The organism is Weizmannia sp. FSL W8-0401 (assembly GCF_038009125.1).
GTDB lineage: Bacteria > Bacillota > Bacilli > Bacillales > Bacillaceae_C > Weizmannia > Weizmannia coagulans.
Genome location: NZ_JBBPAG010000001.1, coordinates 2,641,302 through 2,662,209 on the forward strand (window position 1 = coordinate 2,641,302; position 20,908 = coordinate 2,662,209).

Below are 20,908 nucleotides of genomic sequence, written 5' to 3' on the forward strand. Positions count from 1 at the left end.
GCCTCCTTTACACCCATGCCGGAACGGATACCGGCCGTTTTAAAAATTTAAGCCACGCCTCATCTTCCAGTTTTACAAGCGTGAGGGAAAGGCCGGCCATATCAATGGACGTCATCAAATTGCCCACTTTTCTAAACGGAACGGCAAGGCCTTCCCGGTCAAGCAGGGCATGCACATCCTTGGTAAAAATATACTGCTCCATAAGCGGCGTAGCCCCGAGCCCGTTGACAAGGAGCGCAAACCGGTCCCCTTCTTTCCAGTTGAACGCGGTTTTCAGCCGGGCAACGAGTTCTTCCGCGATCGCTTTTGACGACTTGATTTTTTCCCGCCGGTAACCCGGTTCCCCGTGAATGCCGACACCGTATTCCATTTCATCTTCCTGAAGGACAAAGCCCGGCTTTCCGACTTCCGGAACTGTTGCCGGCGAAATAGCGACACCGATTGTCTTCACATTGGGCACAAGCCGTTCAGCCAACGCCTTGATTTCCTGAAGCGTCTGCCCCTCTGCTGCTGCCGCGCCCAGAATTTTATGGACAAGAACGGTACCTGCAACGCCGCGCTTTCCTGCTGTATAGGTGCTGTCTTCTACCGCGATGTCATCGTCAACCACGATCTTCTCCACCTGAATATCTTCCATTTCAGCTAATTCCTGGGCCATGTCAAAATTCATGACATCCCCTGTATAATTTTTCACAATCATGAACACACCGGCGCCCTGGTCGGCTTTTTTTATCGCTTCAAAAATCTGGTCCGGCGTCGGCGAGGTAAACACTTCACCGCAAACTGCCGAAGACAGCATTCCTTCCCCGACAAAACCGGCATGGCTCGGTTCATGCCCGCTGCCGCCGCCGCTAATGAGCGCCACTTTCCCTTCATCCCGGAAAGTACGATAAATGACGCCTGTCCCTTCCAATCGCTCCACTTTTCCTTCATGGGCGTACACAAATCCATCCAGCATCTCATCGACAACTTTTCCAGGGTCGTTTATAATTTTTTTCATGGCGTATCCCTCCGCATCCTGATGTCCTTTCTTTTGCCCGGCACAACACATTCTAAAACACCACTTTTATTATACCGCTTCCATCGTGAAAAAAAATCATTTTTCATGCCAGGCCAGCAATCACGGATGCCCATTTTTTCTTCATCACCCCTATGTCTTTTGTTTCAACCGCTATTTTTTCAGTCATTTTCCGCTTTGAAAAAACCGGGATTGTTTTCGATCACTTTTTATCTAAAACAGCCTGCTTTTTAGTACTTTTATGCATATATGCACACACGCGGTAAAGTATTAAAAATTTTTGTTGACTATAATCTGAATGTTTTATATAATCATACGCAAATAAGACAAGCATCGGCGCTTATCCGGCAGCGCCGTCAGCGAGGTCAAAACAAATGGGGGCTCCAACAATGAAGGATTTTTTCAGTAAACTGTTAAATGGAATGAGCATAGGCATTGTCGTTTCTCTGATCCCAAACGCCTTGCTCGGGGAGATATTGAAGCTTATTATCCCGCATGCGCCTTATTTGCAGCATGTTGTGGATGCAACCGTTATCATCATGAGCATGCTGCCTGTATTGATTGGCGTGATGGTCGGCATGACCTTTCAATTGACACCGATCCAGATTGCAAGTGTTGGCATTGCCGCAATGGTCGGGAGCGGCGCCATCGAGAAAACGGCTGCCGGCGCATTTGCTTTAAACGGGATCGGGATTGTCATCAATACAGGGATTACTGCGGCATTGGCGGTTTTATTCGTCAAGTGGGTCGGAACAAGGTTAAAGGCTTATTCCATCCTCCTGATCCCGACATTAAGCATTTTAATACCAGGCATGATCGGCCTCACGATTTTGCCGTTTATTAAAGCGGCTACCGGGTTGGTCGGCGTCGGGGTGGCACATGTGACAAGCATGCAGCCTGTCGTAATGGGCGCGATTATCGCCGTCATTTTCTGCCTGATTATTTTATCGCCGATTTCAACAGTCGGCGTAGCAACCGTTATTATGCTGTCAGGTGTCAGTTCAGGGGCGGCAAATCTTGGCATTTGTGCCGCCGGGGTCGGGCTTGCCATCGCCAGCTATAAAGCCAACTCGCTCGGCACCGCCCTTGCCCATGTACTTGGCTCGCCGAAAATTCAGATGCGAAACTTCTTTATGAAGCCGAAAATTGCTTTCCCGATGCTCATCACCGCTGCCGTGCTCGGTGCGCTGGCCGGCGTCTTTCATATTCAGGGCACGCCTTACAGTGCAGGATTCGGGCTGTCAGGCTTAGTCGGCCCGCTCAATTTCATGCATCTTGCTGAAGGCGGCTGGACTGCAAAAAATATTGCCATTATGCTAAGCACTTTCTTCGTGTTGCCGCTTATCTTAAATGTCGGACTCATTTACGTTTTCTCAAAAAAATTAAGGCTCATCAAGTCAGAGGACTATCAGCTTAATTTCGAATAACAAAAAAACACTGCAGCCCTCCGATCAGGGTGCAGTGTTTTTTTGTTAATCGGACGGAAAATCCGGGACTGCGGAAGGACCAGCCTGTCGTGATACAGCAGCAAGAGACAGTTACAATGATTGCAACCACATTTTAAACAATCCTTCTCCTATCCCTAAGTTGTACATATAATAGATACCGAATACCGTACTAATGGCTCCAGTGATCTGCGTAAGCGTCTTATTTACCTCTACTTTTTTAGCGCTTATGATAAACGGGATACCCAGGATAGTTGTAAAGAAAAGCATGCCGAATATAGTTCCAATTCCAAATATCAAAATATAAATAGCTGATTCAACAACACTTTTAACAGTACTCATTGTCAGCAGTACCATTGCTCCGCTTCCGGCAAGTCCGTGTACAAACCCGATACACACTGATTTGATGTAGGAATAGTTGCGCTTATGGCCCGGTTCATGATAATGATGATTTATACGTACCCTTTTAAATGCAGACAACGTTGTAATGCCAAGATAAACCAGCATTATTCCTACAAGAAATTCAAGTGACATGGCCCATTTTTCCGGAATTTCACCCTTTATAATTAAAAGGCAAATTCCAACAATAAATAAGGTTGCCGTATGGCCAATCCCCCAAAAAACGCCTGCAAGGGATGACTGGGACAGTTTCTTGCTTCGGCTGGCAATTGTAGATACAGCAATAATATGATCCGGTTCAATCGCATGTTTAATTCCCAACACAAATCCTAAGGCAAGGACAGATATAAAACTTACATCCATTTAATACCACTCCCTTCATCCTGCTAACCGGAAATATATCTGACTAGTATTTTCTTAAAAACAGCCTGTCTTTATGAAGCAGTTCAGCCCTTGCAAATGAATGGGCAGTTTTCATAAACTGTTCAACTAATCCGGTATTGTAGCCCATTACCCGTAGCATCACACCGTACCCGGAAGGCAGACATGACAAACCGAACTTCAGGCCGGCGCCGGATTTTTCAAGCTTTTCATAAAGCGCCTCAAGAAATTTCCTTCCAGCCAGCGGATGGATGACGGCAAATGTGCCAAGATGTGTAAACCCGTCCATTTGCAATATATCGCCAATCCCCCGGTCCGGCTCTAAATTTAAATGATCAAATAAAATAAGCGCTCCGTCCATCCATACCTTTAATTTCGAACGGATCCAATCATATGTAAAAAAGCGGCCGTTCTGCGCCCATCCAGGGGTAATCATGTCCCGGTAGAACAAACTTGCACCGAGTTCCATCCGGACTTCAGTCTCCTGTACAAACCGGGCGCCTTCGTAAGCAATGAGCGGATCCGGCAAATATTCAAAGACACTGCCACTTTTTAAATGGAAAACCGTCTTTTGCGCTACCGGTTGCACCGGCGTTTTGTACACTTTTGCAGATGCCTGTGTCGTTGCGGTCATTCGGGCTCCCTCCCCGAGTTTCAGCGCCGTATAATAGTTGTCCCCGTCCACATAGCCTCCGCCAACATGAATGAAATAAATAAGCGGCATATCTTCATCCAAATAAATCGGGCGGCTCACTTTAAAAGCGCCTTCCTGGTAACAAGAGGAAAGAACCGTTTTCTTCTGTTTTTTTACTGCTTCTATTTCAAGCATGCCTGTCCAGTTCATGACTCTAATCCGTACAGCAGCGCATTTTGCTTAATCCAGGCCACGACTTCTTCAAGCCCGGTTTCATTTTTTAGGTTCGTGAATATATTTTCCTTCTCCCCCCTTGCCGCTATCGTATCCCGTTTCATTACCTCAAGGTCCGCACCGACATACGGGGCCAGATCAATTTTATTAATGATGAATAAATCGGATTTGATCATTCCCTGTCCGTTTTTACGGGGGATTTTTTCCCCTTGCGCCACGTCAATAATATAAATCGAAAAGTCGGCCAGTTCCGGGCTGAACGTCGCTGCGAGATTATCTCCACCGCTTTCGATAAAAATCAAATCCAAATCCGGATGCTTCTCTTTTAACTCATCAATTGCCGCAAAATTCATACTGGCATCTTCGCGGATCGCAGTATGCGGGCAGCCTCCCGTTTCAACGCCGATGATTCGGTCTTTCGGGAGGATACTGTTTTTTTCCAGAAACATTGCATCCTCTTTTGTATAAATATCATTTGTAACAACAGCCATGCTGAACTCATCCTGCATTGCCCTTGTTAGTTTTTCAACAAGCATGGTTTTTCCGGCACCAACCGGGCCGCCGATGCCAATCCGAACCGGTTCCATAAGCACATCTCCCTTTTTTATGAAAAATTAAGATATTAAGACATAAACAAACGTACATGAAGCCTTTCATGCTGCATCTGGGCAATTTCAAGCCCCGGGCAGCTGATCCCCAGATCATCTATTGTACAGATTGAAATCACGCCAAGCGCTTCATCAATTGCCGGCTGGATATTGGTTAAAATCCGTTGTCCATCCGTCTGCCCGATCGGAATTCCGCGGACAGCATTTTGCACAAGTGCGGATACAGCCGAAAACAGACAGACGCCGGTAACCACTTCTTTCGGTGCCTGAATGCCAAATCCGGTAAGTGCAAATACAATCGCCGGATGACCGCACAGCCTTTTGTCCAGGATCCCTTCCAAATAACCCGACAGCAACGATGAAGGATACAATTCCGCGCAAACCTTTGCCATCCGCTCTCCCATTCTTCGACCCGCTTCCCGCGATTCTTCAGCTAGGCAGGACGCAAACAAAATGCTGTCAATTTCCTCAACCATTTGGAGATCTTCTTTTTCTGCCGCTTCATACGCAAGCTTGCAGGCCAGGCCGTCTGTAAAAGCAAGCTGCCTGCGTATGTAGACAGAAATTGCTTTTTCAACATGTTCCCGGTCCTCCAGGCGGTTTTTTTGAAAAAAAGTTTCAAAACCGAGCGAGTGTGAAAAGGCACCTGATGGGAAATTAGAGTCACAGAGCTGGAAAAGCAGATACCAGTTATGCATCATGATGATGCCCAATATGGCGGAACGCTTGCTTCATCTTCCGTTTCTCCCGCCGGTACGGGATCCCGAGCCCTTCAAGCAATTCTTCCACCAAATAATCATACTGGACAATCATATCGTTTGCTTCAAATTGGGCCGGCAAATGGCGGTTTCCGAGCTGATGGGCGATTTCCCCCATTTGTTTCATTGACCGCGGTGTGATAGTCAGCACATCATCCTCCAAAACAGAAACGACAATCATATTGCGATTATCCATGTATAAAATATCGCCGTCATGCAGTTCCTGGTTTTCTTTTAAACGGATGCCGAGTTCATTTCCGTGGTCCGTAACGGCGCGTTTGATCCGTTTCAGCAGGTCATCGCTGTTCATGTACACCCGTTCCACATGCAAACCTTTATTCTCTAAAGTTTCTACATTTCCAATTACTTTTTCAATAATCATCTGATTCTCTCCCTCAAAACAAAAAGTAGCGTTGTGCCATCGGGACGGTTTCAGCCGGTTCACACGTTATCAGCTCCCCGTCCACTTCGACATCATACGTTTGCGGGTCTACTTCAATTTTCGGTGTCTTGTCGTTATATGGCAGGTCTTGTTTGGATAATTGGCGAATGTTTTTCACCGGCTTTACCTGTTTGTTTAAACCAAGTTCACGGTGTATGCCTTTATTGTAAGCCGCCTTTGACACAAATGTCAGAGAGGTCTTTTGCCTTGCTTTTCCAAACGCTCCGAACATATTACGGTAGAGAACCGGCTGCGGCGTTGGAATGCTTGCGTTCGGGTCGCCCATCAAGCTGTAAGCAATCATCCCGCCTTTTAAAATCAGTTCCGGTTTGACACCGAAAAAAGCAGGATGCCAGAGGACGAGATCGGCAAACTTCCCGGTTTCAACAGATCCGACATAGTCGGAAATGCCGTGGACAATAGCCGGATTAATCGTGTATTTGGCGATATATCTTTTGGCCCGGAAATTGTCCCCGATACCTGTATCCTCCGGGAGTTTACCGCGCTGTTTTTTCATCTTGTCAGCAGTCTGCCATGTTCGCATAATCACTTCGCCGACACGACCCATTGCCTGCGAATCGGACGAAATCATGCTGAACACACCCATATCATGGAGAATATCTTCCGCAGCAATTGTTTCTTTTCGGATCCGTGAGTCTGCAAAAGCGATGTCTTCCGGGATATTGGCATCGAGATGGTGGCAGACCATCAGCATATCGAGATGCTCTTCCAATGTATTGACGGTGAACGGGCGGGTCGGATTGGTAGATGAAGGTAAAATATTCGGATAACTTGCTGCTTTAATGATATCCGGCGCATGCCCGCCGCCCGCGCCTTCCGTATGGTATGTATGGATGACACGGCCCCCGATTGCCTTAAGCGTGTCCTCGACAAACCCTCCCTCGTTTAAGGTGTCTGTGTGAATAGCCACCTGCACATCATAACAATCCGCCACTTTCAGGCACGTATCAATTGCAGAAGCTGTCGAACCCCAGTCTTCATGCAGTTTCAGCCCGATGGCTCCGGCTTCAATTTGTTCATTTAGTGGCGCTTCTGCCGAACAGTTTCCTTTGCCAAGAAATCCGAGATTCATCGGGAAGGCTTCTGCAGACTCGAGCATCCGGTGAAGATTCCAAGGCCCCGGCGTGCACGTTGTCGCATTCGTTCCGGTCGCAGGCCCGGTCCCGCCGCCAATCATCGTTGTAATGCCCGATGCAAGCGCCGTTTCAATTTGCTGCGGGCTGATAAAATGAATATGCGCATCAATGCCGCCGGCTGTTACAATCAGCCCTTCTGCGGCAATCACTTCAGTTGACGCACCGATTGTGATATCGACCCCCTCCATTAAGAGCGGATTACCCGCCTTTCCGATTGCTGAAATAAATCCGTCTTTTATCCCGATATCCGCTTTATAGATGCCTGTATAATCCAAAATGATGGCATTCGTTAAAACAAGGTCCGGGCTGGCATTGCTGGAAGCATGCGGATGCTGCCCCATCCCGTCACGGATTACCTTGCCGCCGCCGAATTTCACTTCATCCCCGTACACGGTAAAATCTTTTTCAATCTCGATAAACAACCCCGTATCCGCAATCCTTACCGCATCTCCGGTAGTGGGACCGAATATATCCGCATATTGCCTGCGCGGCATTGAAAAAGTCATGCTTCCCCCTCCTTTTTAAGCGGGCCGTTTGTCTGGTTATTCAGGCCGTAAACTTCCCTTTTTCCAGCAAACGATACCAGCTCCACTTCTTTTTCATCCCCCGGCTCAAACCGGACAGCCGTACCCGCAGGAATATTCAAATGCATACCGAACGCTTTGGCACGGTCCATCACAAGCGCCTGGTTCACTTCATAAAAATGAAAATGTGAACCGACCTGCACCGGCCTGTCACCGCGGTTCGTCACAGTGATCCGGGCCGTCTTCCGGCCTGCATTACAGACAACTGGTTCATTTTTTAATATGTACTCTCCTGGGATCAATTCGAGCACCTCCTTTATCGGATCGGATTGTGGACCGTGACCAGTTTTGTACCATCCGGAAATGTCGCCTCAACCTGGATGTCAGGAATCATTTCCGCGACGCCTTCCATGACGTCTTCCTGTTTTAAAATTGTTGCCCCGAATTGCATCAGCTCTGCCACTGTCTTCCCATCTCTTGCTCCTTCCATCACTTCATATGTAATGATGGCGACTGTTTCCGGGTAGTTCAGCTTCAATCCGCGTTTCTGCCGCCTGCGGGCAAGATCCGCCGCTACCACAATCATGAGTTTTTCGGTTTCTCTGGGGGTGAGTTTCAACATAACACCTCCTCATCATAAAAATATCGGACGTTAAAAAAAATAACAATTAAATGTCACATCAGTTAACATCATCATACAACAGAAAAATATTTTGATCAAGATGAAATTTTCCGAATTATAAACCAAAAAGGCGCTGGAATTTTCCAGCACGATTTTTTCAAAATAAAATTTTGGAACGACCGCTCCGCTCCTGGCAATGCTTGAAAACATTACTTCACTCCATATTTATTTTTTCAAGAATCCGTCATCTTTGAAACGATTTATATTTTGTTCATCGTTCAAATGTACTGTTTGGGTTCTCCCGCCTTCGCACTTCGGGTATACCAAAACGAAAATAGGTTAATTTAGCCTTAATCCAAATATTTTTTGGCAGACCATCGTGGCCATGCTGGACAACAAGCACCTTTCATGCCGGCCGTTATTTTCTGTGCTATATTTGAACATACAATGGACTCACCAAAGACAGGAGTGTAAAAGAATGAACACAGTCATTGAAACGATTCTCAATCACCGGTCGATCCGCCATTATGAAGACCGACCACTATCTGATGAACAAATCCGCCTGATTGTGGAATCCGCGCAGGCAGCCGCCACTTCTCATTTCGTCCAGGCCTATACGATTCTCGGCATTCAGGATCCCGGGCGGAAGCAAAGATTAGCAGAACTGACCGGGAACCGCCATGTCGGAACATGTGGCCATCTGCTCATTTTCTGTGCCGATCTCCATAAACATGAACTTGCGGCGGAAATGGAAGGTGTAGATGCGCAAGATACACTTGAGACAACGGAAAAATTTATGGTCGCGCTCATCGACACGGCACTGGCCGCGCAAAATGCCGCGCTCGCTGCGGAATCGATGGGGCTTGGCATTTGTTATGTCGGAGGCTTGCGCAACCGGCTGCCGGAAGTGGCCGAACTTTTGAAAATCCCGCAATATGTCCTTCCGCTATTTGCGATGACAATCGGCTATCCGGCCGATCCGTCTGCGAAAAAACCGCGCATGTCGGCTGAGCATATTTATTTTGAAGATGAATACCCGGCTGATGAACGTCTTTTGCGCGATCTGAAGGAATACAATGAAACGGTTTCGCAATATTATACAAAACGCACAGACGGAAAAAGGAACGATACCTGGACAGGCCAAATGGCACAATTTTTTAAAGAACCATCGCGCGTTTTCATGAAGGAATTTGTAGAACGCCAAGGGTTTGATAAAAAGTAGAGGGAGCTGGCGCGTATTTTCCTCTGCCCGTCCCGGGGCACAAACTTAAACAGAACGGCGAGATACTACAATGAGTGGTGTCCCGCCGTTTTGTCATTTTGCTTTGGTGAAATGCGGGTGCATCTGTCATCCGGCGATTCCATTTTTTTGTATATCAATATTTCCTTTTTTCTGCTAAAATAGAATAAATGCTTTAGCACTGAAAAGCGTTTATCTAAAAAAGAAAAGTGAGATTGATAGAAATGGAAAAAAACCAACATCATTTGCAAAAAGGCTTGTCACCAAGGCATGTCCAGTTCATCGCATTGGCCGGGATGATCGGAACCGGCATTTTTAAAGGCAGCTCCGATACCGTCAGCCTTGCCGGCCCGAGTGTTGCCGTTTCTTACCTGATTGGCGGCGCGCTTTTATTCATTGTCATGTCAGCGCTGGGGGAAATGGCGCTCGTCCACCCCGGCCTCAACGTCCAAAATCTGATCCACAAAGCGTTCGGCAGCCGGGTTTCTTTCATTATTGGCTGGCTGTACTGGATTAACTGGGTCATTGTTACAGTCGTGGAACTGCTTGCAGCCGGGAGCTTCCTGCAATTCTGGGTTCCCCACGCGCCATTGTGGCTGCTCAGTTTGCTCTGCGCCGCTTTCATAGTCGGCATCAATTTAACTGAAGTGAAGTACTACGGCGAATTTGAATTTTGGATTGCCGGCATTAAAATCATCACATTGATCGTTTTTATCCTGCTTGGCGCGCTGATTTTATTCGGTTTATTCCCCGGGACATCTTCCACGCTGTCCAACTATACAGCGCACGGCGGGTTTTTCCCGAACGGGCTTCACGGCACGTTCAGCGCTTTTCTGATCGTGATGTTTTCATACGGCGGCGCGGAACTGATTGGCGTTACCGTTTCGGAAACGAAAGACAGCGAGAAAGTGCTGCCGCGTGTCATTAAACAGACCGTTGTCCGCGTCATGCTTTTTTATATTTTGCCAATCCTGATCATTTGCGGCATTGTCCCGTGGAACCAGGTTTCTTCCGTGGAAAGCCCGTTTGTGCAGGTATTCAGCCGCACGGGGATCCCCGCTGCCGCCCATGTGATGAATTTTGTGCTCTTGACGGCCGTTCTTTCTGCTGCCAACTCCGGCATTTATGCCACTTCGCGCACACTGTTCAACATGGCGCAATCCGGAGAAGCGCCGCGCGCCTTTTTAAAAATTTCCCGGAAAGGCGTCCCGCTCATCAGTATTTTGCTGACCTCGCTGTTTATTTTAGCCGGCGTGATTCTGGCCTATCTTACGCCGGATGAGGTCATCAGCTATTTGATGACCATCCCGGGATTTACCGTCGTCCTTGTCTGGATCGCCATCTGTGCAGCCGAACTGCGGCTCCGGAAGTCGTATGAAAAATTGCCTTCCTTCCGTGTAAAAGGGTACCCTTTCATGGTCTGGGTTGCGCTGCTTGCACTGGCAGGTATTTTCCTGTCCTTTTTGCTGGGCGGCGGCAACCCGATTGGTACAAGCGTCTGCCTCGCTATTTTAATCGTGCTGGTCGTCCTGTCACTGAAAATCAAAGCAAAGGAATAGGCTTGTGTTGATAAAACCGGTTCCCTTGGGCGTGCAGGGGACAGGCACGGGTGGATAGCGCGTATCAAACTGCCAGAATGGGCGGGCCCGCTAACCCGTTCGGACTATTGAATGGAAGCAACCATAATCCCCCCGCGCATCCTAAAACAAGCTTTTTAAAACCAAGCCGTTGAAAGAAAAAACTCCCGACAGAGCGTAATCTGATGGGGAGTTTTTTTCTTTATCCCCCCATTCGTATAAATCCGATAAAAAAACTTGCAATAATTATATTGACTTCCATTTATTTTCTGATAAAATTTTAAACAACAAATCACTTATCAAGAGCGACGGAGGGATCTGGCCCAATGAAGTCCGGCAACCTGCAGCGAGCAGCAAGGTGCCAATTCCAGCAAAATGGGTACCATTTTGAAAGATAAGCGCTTATCCTTTACTCGCTGTCTTTCCGTAAAATGGCGGAAAGATTTTTAATTTCTGCAAGGCCGGCCGTTTAAACCAGGATAGGCCCTGATGCGTATAATTCCTCTACATCTGGATGAATCAAATTTATGGATGAAGAAAGCGGGGAACATGAACATGCAAAAATTAATTGTCTTAGCACTTGTCGGCCTTGCCGCACAATTGGTGGATGGATCTCTCGGAATGGGTTACGGGGTGACTTCAACCTCACTCCTCTTGGCTTTCGGAATTGCGCCGGCTGTCGCATCAGCTTCTGTGCATTTGGCGGAGGTTTTTACAACGGCGGCTTCCGGGGTCTCACATATGAAATTTGGGAATGTCGATAAAGGGATCATTTGGAAACTGGTTGTACCCGGGGCTGTCGGCGCCTTTCTCGGGGCAACCGTTCTCAGCCATCTTCCTGCAAGCACATTAAAACCGTACATTTCTATTTTTCTGATCGCCCTTGGCCTCTATATTCTTATCCGGTTTCTGATCAACGCGCGCGGGGCGTTGAAAGTCAAAAAAAAGACCGGGTCTAACGTATTTTTTATCCCGCTCGGCTTTGTCGCAGGATTTTTTGATGCAACGGGGGGCGGCGGCTGGGGCCCTATCGCTACACCGGCTTTGCTGTCCAGAAATGACATCGAACCGCGGAAAGTGATCGGCTCGGTGGATACAAGTGAATTTGCCGTATCCCTGGCGTCAAGCATCGGTTTCCTTTTATCCCTCGGCGCTATGCAGATTAACTGGATCTGGACGATCGCCCTCATGCTTGGCGGCCTGATCGCCGCACCGATTGCAGCCTATCTGGTTAAAATTTTGCCGGCTCATTTGCTGGCTGTCATTGTCAGCGGCATGATTGTGTTCAGCAACGTGCAAACTTTATTAAAAATGGCCGGCGCCGGAAGCGGCTGGTACGGCGTTACCTATACAGCCATTGCGGCAATATGGGCAATCCTCATTTTCTATACAATCAGAAAACACAAGCGGGCAGTTGCCAGCGCCAGCGTAAGCGTCGCAGAATAAGGAACATGTTCGGGCAAGGGATCCATTGCCCGAATTGTTTTTTTAAAGCCGTTTTTGGCAATAAACGGGCTGAGGCGTTTCTATGTGAACGAACAACGCCATTTTTGCTTGCTTCCTTTATGCAGACGCCCTCTATGTGAAGGAAAGCGGCCCCGTTTTTTCACCTAATTCAGCCATCCCTTAACCAAGCACCGGCAAAAATAATTCATCACAAATGTTTTCGAGATCGCACACCTAAGTGAAGGCAGCGCAAACTTCTTTTAGCGGCAAATGCACAGAGGCGCATTTTGTGATTTTTTTGCGGGCCAAAACATGGCTTACCCGCGCCCGTCCGGTTTGCAGCCCCTGTTTATGCCGCCGTCCGCCATGCCCGCTTTCCCTCCCCCGTCCGCGAAATGTTTTATGTTTAAAATGTAAAATCTGTTTTGCTATAATTATATTTACTGGTATTTTCCATTTTTTGAACGGAAAGAACGGTGTGTCTATGAAAACATTGATTTCGTCGCTGCAATGGATGGCATTTATGATCGCAGGGTCGATCGCGGCCCCGATTGCCATTGCGGCTGCTTTCCATTTCAGTGCAGGTGAGACTGCCCTGTTTGTGCAGCGGACGCTTTTTGTACTCGGGATCGGCGGCCTTTTGCAAGGCATTTTCGGCCACAGAATGCCAATCAATGAAGGGCCCGCCGGGCTGTGGTGGAGCGTGTTTGCCATTTATGCGGGGCTTGTCGGCAGCATGTACAGTTCAAGCACTGAATCTCTGCAATATTTGGCAGGCACACTGATTGTAACCGGCATCTTTTTCTTCCTGCTCGCTTTTACCGGCCTTGTGGACCAAGTGAACTACCCTCCACTTATCAACCTTACGGTTTGATTGAAGTGGGGGCTTCTCGACTTATCGTTGCTTTTACTAGCCAACGAAAACTGACCGAGCTAACCCTCTTGTTCCAAGAGTTTTGTTACTTATGATAACGCGAATAAGCGTAATCCCTCATTTTTGATATTGATTGCTGAATTGTGATCGCGATCTAATACAAAGCCGCAAGAACATTTATATACACGTTCAGATAATGGCATTTCTTTTTCCTTGCCGCAACATGAACACTTCTTAGTGGAGGGAAACCACTTATCAATTTTCACAAGTTGTTTCCCTTGTTCTTTTAGCTTATACGCTAAGAAAGTAGTGAACATACCCCAGCCGTTATCATGAACGCTTTTCCCAAAGTGAAGGGCTTGAGACATCCCTTTCATGTTCAAGTCCTCAATCACGACAGCATCAAAGTTAGAAGCTAATTCTTTTGACTTATGATGAAGAAAATTCATGCGTTGGTTCGCCACTTTCTCATGTAACTTAGCCACTACTAGTCGTTGCTTGTTCCAACGTGCAGAACCTTTCTTTCTTCGAGAAAGAATTCGTTGTGCTTTTGCTAATTTATCTAAGGCTTGCCGATAGTAACGTGGGTAATTGGCTTTCTTACCCTGTTCACTCTCGACATATAGACCATCCATAGCAAAATCCAAACCAACAACTTTCTGTATGTTAACTGGACGAATATCTTTCTCATATTCTGTCAAAATTGAAATGTAGTATTTGCCTGTCTTTGTTTTAGAAATAGTGCAAGATTTGATTTTATAATCAGCAGGTATCTCTCTATGCTGTTTCATTTTTATTGGCTTTTTGATTTTTGGCAGTTTGATATGACCATTTTCTAGCTTAATATTTCCGTTGACCATATTAGTTGTATAGGATTGTTTTGCTTTACGATTTTTGAACTTTGGAAAATCCGCATTTCCTTCAAAGAAATTCTTATAAGCAGTCTGTAAGTTCATTTGTGCATTTGCCAAAGCTAAAGAATCCACTTCTTTTAGGAATGGAAATTCACTTTTATATTTTGCAGGAGTCGGAAACTTTTGCTTTTTAAGCAATTCTTTATCATCCTTGAACTTTTCATACGTTTCTTTGCGTTCAGCTAACATCTTATTGTAGACAAAGCGAACACAACCAAATGTCTTAGCTAATAATGCGGATTGTTCTTTGTTTGGTAACAAACGAAACTTGAAAGCTTTGTTTTGCTTGGCCATATCAATTCACCTCACTTTGTGCGGAAAAATTTCGTATATATTGATTATATCGTAAAAAATCCGTACAATCAATATGAGGTGATAATCATGAGAGAAGAGAAAGAACGTGTAGAAATTCGTATGCCTAAGACGATATTAGAAAAATTGGAGCAATATCAAAAAGAAAATGGGATTCCAACTAGAACAGCCGCAATCTTAGAATTGTTGAGAAAAGGATTGGAAAAATAACTTTGGCTAAAGCCAACCGAAATTCATCTCCCACCTACTCATTGGTGCGATTCGCACCTTCACATTCCTTGAGGATGGGAGACTTCTTTCGGAAAGCCGTTAAATAAACTGTTTACACCGGTAGTGACATTTATTTATTTGCTATTGTTGGTGCTGCAGTTGAGCGGCTCTTTTATGAAAGGGATGCTCGGCATTACGGGGGCCCATCAGGAAGTCCGGCCGCTTGTTGCTGTTTTGAGCCTTGTCACAGTATTGCTTACATTCTATTTTGGCCATGTAAAGAAACCGTGGGTCAAGCAATATTCGATCATGCTCGGTTTGATTTGCGGCTGGATTTTGTTCGCGCTTTTCGGTGAAGCGCCGGCCATTACATTTGGGAAAAGCTGGTTCTCTCTTCCTGCCGTATTTGATTTTGGAAGGCCGCATTTTGATTCCGGCGCCGTCACAACCGGTGTATTCATCGGGCTTTTATTAACTGCAAATATGATTACGTCTGTGCGCGTCATGGGAAATGTGACGGGAGTCCGCCAAGAGCGGGTGCGGAGCAGTCTGTTCATATCCGGCATCAACCAGCCGCTTGCCGGCGTCTTTTCCGCTGTCGGTGCGGTGCCGATTGCAGCAGCGGCAGGCTATGTTGCACAAACCGGCATAAAAGTGCTGAAACCATTTTTGTACGGCGCTTGTTTCGTTTCCATTATTGCGCTGCTCCCACCGCTCGTGCATATCATGTCTGCTGTTCCCGCGCCGGTCGGTTATGCCGTTACCTTTGTGGTCTTCACACAGTTGGTCGGCCTTGCCTTAAATGACCTTGAAAAAAGCCCGGACAAAGAGATTGCCCATACAACAGCGGGCATCTCCTTCCTGGTCGGAATCGGCGCAATGTTCTTACCCGCTCATGCGACCGAACATTTGCCAATGGTCGTGGCAACTTTTCTAAACAACGGCTTAATCCTTGGATCTGTAGTCGGCATTTTGACAGAACAGCTGCTGATTTGGAGGAAAAAAAGAAAAATGCAGGCAAACAGCATCCGCGAACAGTAAAAATCGGGAATACTACCAAACCGCAAAGAATTTTCTACTCCGATTTGCACAGGGTCCCGCCGGTTGGCACCTTTGTCGCAATCATCAAAATGGCCTGGGGCGTTCCAATTCAGTGAAAAGGGGCGCAGGACGTGATCGCTGAATCCCTTGCCTCTGTTGCGGCGGTCAGGGATATAAAAAATGCCGGGAATCTCCCGGCATTTTTTATATCCGCTTCCGTTTTTCCTCACACGATTACGAATCGGCTTCCTCGAGCAGCCCCTTTTCGATGCAGGTGAGAGCAGACAGTTTCACCGTCCGTTTTTCAAACCGGATGGCAAGGGTGTCGCCATCGATATCTACAATTTCACCATGGCCAAACACACGGTGCCGGATTTTTTTGCCGGCCACAAAAGCGGAGGCATCCTTCATTGCATTCGGGTTATACGGTATGGAGACCGTCTTTTTGCCGATCCGGACAACTTCTAGGTCTGGTTTCGTTTTTTCCGCCTTTTCAACATTGTTGACAATTCCCTTCACTGCTGCCACAAACGGCGAGTCCATTGTCCGGCTTCCGTCCCGTTTTTCATAGCTGACCATTTCCAGCGACTTTTTCGCGCGCGTCATTGCCACATAAAAAAGACGGACCGATTCTTCCATCAGTAAATCATTTTCTTTTTCATCGTCCCCGGGAATGATCCCCTCCACGAGATCGATCATATACACCTTTTCAAACTCCAAACCTTTTGAACTGTGGAACGTCGAAAGCGTCACAGCATGCCGGCCTTTGTTTCCTTTCGCCGTTTTTAAAATTTGCGCCAAGTGCTGAAGGCGGGCAGCAAACTCTTCCATTGTCACAAGCGTGTCCGCAATGTCTTCGAGCGTATTTAAAACGCCAATCAAATACTCTTTCCGGAATCCGAATTTCTTGCACATGTTTTCGAGTGCTTTTTCATAGCCGAGCCTGCCGCGGATGACATGAATCACATCCAGCGGTGGCATGCCCCGCATTTCCCGAAGTGTCTCCTTTACTTTACGCACTTTTTGGACCTGGTAATCCTTCAAATTTGCATAACGCACCAAATTGTCAAAAACAGACTGGTTATTACGGATCCCCTTTACCGCTTCCATCTGTTGTTTCGTAATATAACCGTCCAATTTCGAATGGACCTGCGCGAGGATATCCGCCCGTTTATCGGTAAACGTAAGCCGCATCACATTCAAAATATCCTGGACGACCCAGTGGGAGAAAAAGCGATTGTCGGTATCTTTGAGATAAAACGGAATCCCTTCCCGGTCAAATTCATTGATCAGGGCAATCGAAGACATATTGTTCCGGTACAGCACGGCAATTTCCGAAAAATTTTCGGACACGACAATGTTCTGGGCCAAATATTTTGCCTGGTATTTATAATCTGGCAGGCGCACAAACCGAATCGGCCCGGCAGGTGGGTTTTCCGTGAACATGTTTTTATCATAGCGGTGCTTGTTGCGCTTGATAAACAGGTTGGCAGTCGTGACAACCTCTTGAGATGACCGGTAATTTTGTTCCATAAATAAAATTTTCGCATCCGGATACACTTTATTAAAATTTAGCAAGTAGGACGGCTCCGCACCCCGCCAGCTGTATATTGACTGATCATCATCGGCGACAACGCACAAATTGCGATGCCGGCGCACAAGCTTTTCAACAATGGCATGCTGTACCATGGACGTATCCTGGCTCTCATCCGTCAGCACATAGTCATAACGCTTCTGGTACTTACGGAGAAGTTCCGGATCACGCCTTAACATTTCATTCGCATATGCCAGCATATCATCAAAATCAAGAAGCAGCTGACCGGTACCCTGCTTTTTAAACGCCTCATACTCTTTTAAAATCCGGGCAGCTTCCGGCACACTCGTCGCCACCTTCCCCCATTTTGCAGGCGGGATCATCTTGTTTTTGATATAGCTGATATACGTCTGCAGTTCCTCCAGCTGGTCTTCCGTGATCTTCTCTCCATGAATGGCCTTGTACACATTCCGCAAGATTTTTTTCTTATGGTACGGTCCTGCCTCGCCTTCAATCAGCAAGAAAGGAGCATTGTTCCGTCTGAAAAATACGCGGACGAGTTCAAAAGCAAGGCTGTGGATCGTTGAAAAATCAACGGGCGGAAGATTCGGAAAAAGCTTTCGGAACCGGTCTTTCATGTCAGCGGCAGCGGCCCGGCTGAACGTAATGGCTTTGATCCGTGCAGGTGCCACCCCTTTTTCTTCAATTAAATAGCCGATCCGCATGATAATTGTCGTCGTTTTTCCGGACCCGGGAGAAGCCAAAAGCAAAAGCGGACCTTCCGTTTGCTTTACGGCCTCTTGCTGCACTGCATTCAGCACAATTCCGGACTCCTCTTTTTTACGGGTAAAAAAGTCTTGTTTCGTGTCCATTGACATTACTCCGTTCCAAATGCTTTGGTTTAATAGTAGCATATTGGAATGGAGTGTTGACATAAAATCTAACCATTCAGTTTTGACAACTGTCTCATATGTATAAAAATAGTTCTCAATCGCATTCGAAGGCCGCCTTCAACATCTCACAATCGAGAAAAGCTTGACACATACCTCGTCATAAAAGGTTTTGCCTATGACGACATTTTCCTATGTCCTCCCCTTTTTTTTCATTTTCTATAAAAGAAAAATTTCTGCATGCATGCCGAAATTCCTTTTAAAAAAATCAGAAGGGAAAGCTTTTGGATTTCCAAGTAAACATGCCGGCTGTACTGGAAATCAAGGTACCCGCTCCGCCTACGCGGTGTACCGATGATGGCCACGCTTGCCATCCCCGCTGATTTTAGAGTACCACCGATTTGTTAAATTATGATGAAGAGGGATTAAAGAATTTACAAAGATGCGGAAAGAACGGGGATATGTATCCCGTGCCCCGAAAAAGGGGAGCGGGGAAGGCTTACCAGCTGGATTTCTTTACGCCCGGAATCTCGCCTTTATACGCAAGTTCCCGGAAACAGATGCGGCAAAGTTTGAATTTGCGGTATACCGAATGAGGGCGCCCGCACCGCTCGCAGCGTGTGTAAGCCTGAACTTTAAATTTCGGCTCACGTTTTTGTTTGACAATCATCGATTTCTTTGCCATGACGTTTGCCTCCTTTCTATGCGTTAACAGTTTATTTTACTATAAATTCAATAGAAAAGATAGTGGTATATTTTGGCAGATTCTTTCTAAATCATTTTACAAATAACATACCTATTGTTGGCTAATACCGTTTTTTGGAATTATAATTTGACCCGATTGTTTTCCTGGTTTCGGGAGCCGTGTTTATCGCAATAACATCCTCACTTATTCAGAATACAGATGCTCGCCGCAAAAAAAGCAGGCCCAACTAAGCCTACTCTACTTTAAAACTCATGAAATTTTTTTTGCCTTAGATTTCGCCCAATTTCTAAACCAAATAATGAAAGAGAGAATCAATAATAATATACCAAAAATCAAAAAAAATCTTGGAATCAATAATATTTGACTAATCAGCGAGTTTCCGAGCTCTACAGTTGAATAACCATCAACAAGATGAACCAAAAACATCATACATAGTCCTGTAAACGCCATCACAAATCCATATTGAAAAATTCGATACATGAACCTCAACTCCCCGTTTTTTAAAAATTCGGTTTATTTTTTGGATATTTTTATCTATTGTAATCATAAATTCCATTTTTAACAATCCTCCCATGGATGGGAAAGACGGCTTTCCGCAAAAAAGGTTTGATGATTGCCTGAATCTCGCGTGTACCGGCTGCATCCCCAGTGCCCGGCTTTGCAGTGGGTGGTTTGATTTTGGAAAAACAATAAGCATGTCAGAATGCTTATCTGCGACGAATTCTTTTCAGTTCCAGCCCGCATTGAAAAAAAGCAAATGAAAACCGGGCGGAGTTTTGCCCGGTTCGTTTGCAACGGCTTATTTTCCTAAAACATCGTGGTCGACCCAGCGTTTGCCGTCGATTTCACTGATGAGGTTAACAGCCACTTTAGCGCCGTCGCCTGCTGTGATAATCGTGTGCATGGAAACGCCGGCAACCGTACCGCATGCCCATACATTCGGGACATTCGTTTTTCCTTGCGCATCCACTGCAAAAACGGTTTTTACGCGTGGTTCTGTTGCCGGTTTGGTTTTGACGCCAAGGGCTTCCCCGAGGCTTGCAATCATGCCGGTTGCAAGAATAACGTATTTGCTTTCATACGACTCTTGTTCTGTTTTAATGGTAAAACCATTTTCCGTTTTTTCAATCGATTCAACTTTTTTGTCGACCAGTTTGGCACCGAATTGCGCTGCCTGTTTTTTACCGGTTTCGACCAGGTCTGGTCCGGTTATTTCTGTTACACCGTAGTGATTTTTCAGCAAAGCCCGCTTAGTAGCGCTCGTGCCGCCATCAAAAAGCACCGTGCTTTTCCCGGCTTTGGCCGTAAAAATAGCGGCACTTGCCCCGGCCGGACCAGCTCCAATAATGGCAATTTCATACATCGTACATTCCTCCCTTACCATTTTAAGTATAGACCGGCAGATGGGGAAGTTCAAAAAATACACTTTGGAACCGGATTACCGGTTTTTCTCATTCTCTTTTTTATCATAAATGCAGTTCCATCCATTCATCCACTTCCTGGAAACCGAATTTTTCATACAACGGCTTGCCCATTTCAGAAGCGCCAAGCCAGATGTTGGAGATGCCGGCCTTTTTCATCTCATCAACCAGTTTTCCCATCAATTCTTTCGCGATCCCCTGGCCGCGGTATTCTTCTTTTGTATACACATTTGTAATGTAGGCTTTCTTCCCGCTTTTATTCACATAGCTGGGCGGGAATTCGTAAAAAATGACGGCCCCGCAAGCAACGATTTCTCCTTCGTCTTCCGCAAGCCATTGGACCATGGAGCCTTCTTTTAATTTCTTTTGAAAAAACTTTTCCAAATCGGCATCAATGTCCGTCTTTGGTTCGATGCCCTGGGCAACCTGCTGCTGCTTTCTAAGCTCTATTAAATGATGAAGATCATCAAGATGGGCTTTCCGGAATTCCATAGCTGCGCCTCCTTCATCACGGTTATGAA

The 20,908-nt window shown here is 46.4% G+C and carries 20 protein-coding genes, 1 pseudogene and 1 riboswitch; of the genes and pseudogenes, 7 read left to right on the forward strand and 14 right to left on the reverse strand.

The features are described 5' to 3' along the window. Nucleotides 1–7 precede the first annotated feature (7 nt). Nucleotides 8–1,000 carry a dihydroxyacetone kinase subunit DhaK gene (gene dhaK / locus NSU00_RS12970; RefSeq protein WP_340703774.1) on the reverse strand — a complete coding sequence of 331 codons (993 nt, stop codon included), beginning with the start codon at nucleotides 998–1,000 and terminating at the stop codon, nucleotides 8–10. Nucleotides 1,001–1,407: 407 nt separating this feature from the next. Here dhaK and NSU00_RS12975 point away from each other — a divergent pair, with 407 nt between their 5' ends. After that, nucleotides 1,408–2,445 carry a PTS transporter subunit IIC gene (locus NSU00_RS12975; RefSeq protein WP_029141834.1) on the forward strand — a complete coding sequence of 346 codons (1,038 nt, stop codon included), beginning with the start codon at nucleotides 1,408–1,410 and terminating at the stop codon, nucleotides 2,443–2,445. Nucleotides 2,446–2,556: 111 nt separating this feature from the next. On the opposite strand, the gene NSU00_RS12980 is transcribed toward NSU00_RS12975, so the two are convergent. From NSU00_RS12980 to NSU00_RS13015, 8 genes are read right to left on the reverse strand one after another with little or no spacing between them, the layout of a single operon-like run. After that, on the reverse strand, nucleotides 2,557–3,225 hold the full coding sequence (locus NSU00_RS12980) for a HoxN/HupN/NixA family nickel/cobalt transporter (RefSeq protein WP_019722117.1): 669 nt from the start codon (nucleotides 3,223–3,225) through the stop codon (nucleotides 2,557–2,559). A gap of 43 nt (nucleotides 3,226–3,268) precedes the next feature. Continuing rightward, nucleotides 3,269–4,087: an urease accessory protein UreD gene (locus NSU00_RS12985; protein ID WP_328192285.1), complete on the reverse strand. Its 819-nt coding sequence runs from the start codon at nucleotides 4,085–4,087 to the stop codon at nucleotides 3,269–3,271. After that, complete coding sequence (gene ureG / locus NSU00_RS12990; protein ID WP_013860432.1) at nucleotides 4,084–4,698, reverse strand: urease accessory protein UreG; 615 nt, start codon at nucleotides 4,696–4,698, stop codon at nucleotides 4,084–4,086. The genes NSU00_RS12985 and ureG overlap by 4 nt, the downstream gene beginning before the upstream one ends. A 35-nt stretch (nucleotides 4,699–4,733) precedes the next feature. Beyond that, the gene (locus NSU00_RS12995) at nucleotides 4,734–5,417 is read right to left on the reverse strand and encodes an urease accessory protein UreF (protein WP_029141836.1); all 684 of its coding nucleotides are present in this window, start codon (nucleotides 5,415–5,417) and stop codon (nucleotides 4,734–4,736) included. Then, entirely contained in the window at nucleotides 5,410–5,859 is a 450-nt protein-coding gene (gene ureE / locus NSU00_RS13000) for an urease accessory protein UreE (RefSeq protein ID WP_013860434.1), read from the reverse strand. Before ureE ends, NSU00_RS12995 begins: the two co-directional genes overlap by 8 nt. A 13-nt stretch (nucleotides 5,860–5,872) precedes the next feature. After that, nucleotides 5,873–7,582, reverse strand: coding sequence for an urease subunit alpha (ureC, locus tag NSU00_RS13005; RefSeq protein ID WP_340703775.1), 1,710 nt, complete (start codon nucleotides 7,580–7,582; stop codon nucleotides 5,873–5,875). Continuing rightward, nucleotides 7,579–7,902, reverse strand: a complete 324-nt coding sequence (locus NSU00_RS13010) for an urease subunit beta (RefSeq protein WP_013860436.1) — start codon at nucleotides 7,900–7,902, stop codon at nucleotides 7,579–7,581. Before NSU00_RS13010 ends, ureC begins: the two co-directional genes overlap by 4 nt. A 14-nt stretch (nucleotides 7,903–7,916) precedes the next feature. Continuing rightward, nucleotides 7,917–8,219 (reverse strand): urease subunit gamma, encoded by a 303-nt coding sequence (locus tag NSU00_RS13015; protein WP_029141391.1) that lies wholly within the window; start codon nucleotides 8,217–8,219, stop codon nucleotides 7,917–7,919. A 481-nt stretch (nucleotides 8,220–8,700) separates the two neighbouring features. On the opposite strand from NSU00_RS13015, the gene nfsA reads away from it, so the two are divergent. The 4 genes from nfsA to NSU00_RS13035 all read left to right on the forward strand — a co-directional run bounded on the left by nfsA (nucleotide 8,701) and on the right by NSU00_RS13035 (nucleotide 13,359). After that, nucleotides 8,701–9,444, forward strand: coding sequence for an oxygen-insensitive NADPH nitroreductase (gene nfsA, locus NSU00_RS13020; RefSeq protein ID WP_340703776.1), 744 nt, complete (start codon nucleotides 8,701–8,703; stop codon nucleotides 9,442–9,444). 242 nt (nucleotides 9,445–9,686) lie between these two features. Beyond that, on the forward strand, nucleotides 9,687–11,021 hold the full coding sequence (locus NSU00_RS13025) for an amino acid permease (protein WP_340703777.1): 1,335 nt from the start codon (nucleotides 9,687–9,689) through the stop codon (nucleotides 11,019–11,021). Nucleotides 11,022–11,332: 311 nt separating this feature from the next. After that, nucleotides 11,333–11,440: riboswitch (SAM riboswitch) on the forward strand. A gap of 88 nt (nucleotides 11,441–11,528) precedes the next feature. Next, the gene (locus NSU00_RS13030; protein WP_445684492.1) at nucleotides 11,529–12,485 is read left to right on the forward strand and encodes a sulfite exporter TauE/SafE family protein; all 957 of its coding nucleotides are present in this window, start codon (nucleotides 11,529–11,531) and stop codon (nucleotides 12,483–12,485) included. A 484-nt stretch (nucleotides 12,486–12,969) separates the two neighbouring features. Continuing rightward, nucleotides 12,970–13,359: a purine/pyrimidine permease gene (locus NSU00_RS13035; protein ID WP_340703778.1), complete on the forward strand. Its 390-nt coding sequence runs from the start codon at nucleotides 12,970–12,972 to the stop codon at nucleotides 13,357–13,359. Between the two features lie 89 nt (nucleotides 13,360–13,448). Here the strand turns inward: NSU00_RS13035 and NSU00_RS13040 are convergent, their stop codons facing one another. Further along, complete coding sequence (locus tag NSU00_RS13040; protein WP_340702557.1) at nucleotides 13,449–14,567, reverse strand: RNA-guided endonuclease InsQ/TnpB family protein; 1,119 nt, start codon at nucleotides 14,565–14,567, stop codon at nucleotides 13,449–13,451. A gap of 87 nt (nucleotides 14,568–14,654) precedes the next feature. Here NSU00_RS13040 and NSU00_RS13045 point away from each other — a divergent pair, with 87 nt between their 5' ends. Both NSU00_RS13045 and NSU00_RS13050 read left to right on the forward strand, forming a co-directional pair. After that, the gene (locus NSU00_RS13045) at nucleotides 14,655–14,795 is read left to right on the forward strand and encodes a ribbon-helix-helix protein, CopG family (protein ID WP_003352379.1); all 141 of its coding nucleotides are present in this window, start codon (nucleotides 14,655–14,657) and stop codon (nucleotides 14,793–14,795) included. 105 nt (nucleotides 14,796–14,900) lie between these two features. Beyond that, nucleotides 14,901–15,836, forward strand: a pseudogene (locus tag NSU00_RS13050) (purine/pyrimidine permease); the annotation flags it as partial. A 234-nt stretch (nucleotides 15,837–16,070) separates the two neighbouring features. On the opposite strand, the gene NSU00_RS13055 reads toward NSU00_RS13050, so the two are convergent. The 4 genes from NSU00_RS13055 to NSU00_RS13070 form a co-directional block, all read right to left on the reverse strand. Beyond that, the gene (locus tag NSU00_RS13055; RefSeq protein ID WP_340703779.1) at nucleotides 16,071–18,242 is read right to left on the reverse strand and encodes an ATP-dependent helicase; all 2,172 of its coding nucleotides are present in this window, start codon (nucleotides 18,240–18,242) and stop codon (nucleotides 16,071–16,073) included. A 517-nt stretch (nucleotides 18,243–18,759) separates the two neighbouring features. Continuing rightward, nucleotides 18,760–18,945: a type Z 30S ribosomal protein S14 gene (locus tag NSU00_RS13060; protein WP_013860453.1), complete on the reverse strand. Its 186-nt coding sequence runs from the start codon at nucleotides 18,943–18,945 to the stop codon at nucleotides 18,760–18,762. 820 nt (nucleotides 18,946–19,765) lie between these two features. Continuing rightward, nucleotides 19,766–20,329, reverse strand: coding sequence for an FAD-dependent oxidoreductase (locus NSU00_RS13065; protein ID WP_019721639.1), 564 nt, complete (start codon nucleotides 20,327–20,329; stop codon nucleotides 19,766–19,768). A gap of 103 nt (nucleotides 20,330–20,432) precedes the next feature. Next, complete coding sequence (locus NSU00_RS13070) at nucleotides 20,433–20,879, reverse strand: GNAT family N-acetyltransferase (protein WP_340703780.1); 447 nt, start codon at nucleotides 20,877–20,879, stop codon at nucleotides 20,433–20,435. Nucleotides 20,880–20,908 lie beyond the last annotated feature (29 nt).

Bases quoted from the DNA above. Each gene is read 5' to 3' on its own strand.
- dhaK (WP_340703774.1), bottom strand. From the start codon at position 1,000: ATGAAAAAAATTATAAACGACCCTGGAAAAGTTGTCGATGAGATGCTG.
- NSU00_RS12975 (WP_029141834.1), top strand. From the start codon at position 1,408: ATGAAGGATTTTTTCAGTAAACTGTTAAATGGAATGAGCATAGGCATT.
- NSU00_RS12980 (WP_019722117.1), bottom strand. From the start codon at position 3,225: ATGGATGTAAGTTTTATATCTGTCCTTGCCTTAGGATTTGTGTTGGGA.
- NSU00_RS12985 (WP_328192285.1), bottom strand. From the start codon at position 4,087: ATGAACTGGACAGGCATGCTTGAAATAGAAGCAGTAAAAAAACAGAAG.
- ureG (WP_013860432.1), bottom strand. From the start codon at position 4,698: ATGGAACCGGTTCGGATTGGCATCGGCGGCCCGGTTGGTGCCGGAAAA.
- NSU00_RS12995 (WP_029141836.1), bottom strand. From the start codon at position 5,417: ATGCATAACTGGTATCTGCTTTTCCAGCTCTGTGACTCTAATTTCCCA.
- ureE (WP_013860434.1), bottom strand. From the start codon at position 5,859: ATGATTATTGAAAAAGTAATTGGAAATGTAGAAACTTTAGAGAATAAA.
- ureC (WP_340703775.1), bottom strand. From the start codon at position 7,582: ATGACTTTTTCAATGCCGCGCAGGCAATATGCGGATATATTCGGTCCC.
- nfsA (WP_340703776.1), top strand. From the start codon at position 8,701: ATGAACACAGTCATTGAAACGATTCTCAATCACCGGTCGATCCGCCAT.
- NSU00_RS13025 (WP_340703777.1), top strand. From the start codon at position 9,687: ATGGAAAAAAACCAACATCATTTGCAAAAAGGCTTGTCACCAAGGCAT.
- NSU00_RS13030 (WP_445684492.1), top strand. From the start codon at position 11,529: ATGCGTATAATTCCTCTACATCTGGATGAATCAAATTTATGGATGAAG.
- NSU00_RS13035 (WP_340703778.1), top strand. From the start codon at position 12,970: ATGAAAACATTGATTTCGTCGCTGCAATGGATGGCATTTATGATCGCA.
- NSU00_RS13040 (WP_340702557.1), bottom strand. From the start codon at position 14,567: ATGGCCAAGCAAAACAAAGCTTTCAAGTTTCGTTTGTTACCAAACAAA.
- NSU00_RS13045 (WP_003352379.1), top strand. From the start codon at position 14,655: ATGAGAGAAGAGAAAGAACGTGTAGAAATTCGTATGCCTAAGACGATA.
- NSU00_RS13055 (WP_340703779.1), bottom strand. From the start codon at position 18,242: ATGGACACGAAACAAGACTTTTTTACCCGTAAAAAAGAGGAGTCCGGA.
- NSU00_RS13060 (WP_013860453.1), bottom strand. From the start codon at position 18,945: ATGGCAAAGAAATCGATGATTGTCAAACAAAAACGTGAGCCGAAATTT.
- NSU00_RS13065 (WP_019721639.1), bottom strand. From the start codon at position 20,329: ATGTATGAAATTGCCATTATTGGAGCTGGTCCGGCCGGGGCAAGTGCC.
- NSU00_RS13070 (WP_340703780.1), bottom strand. From the start codon at position 20,879: ATGGAATTCCGGAAAGCCCATCTTGATGATCTTCATCATTTAATAGAG.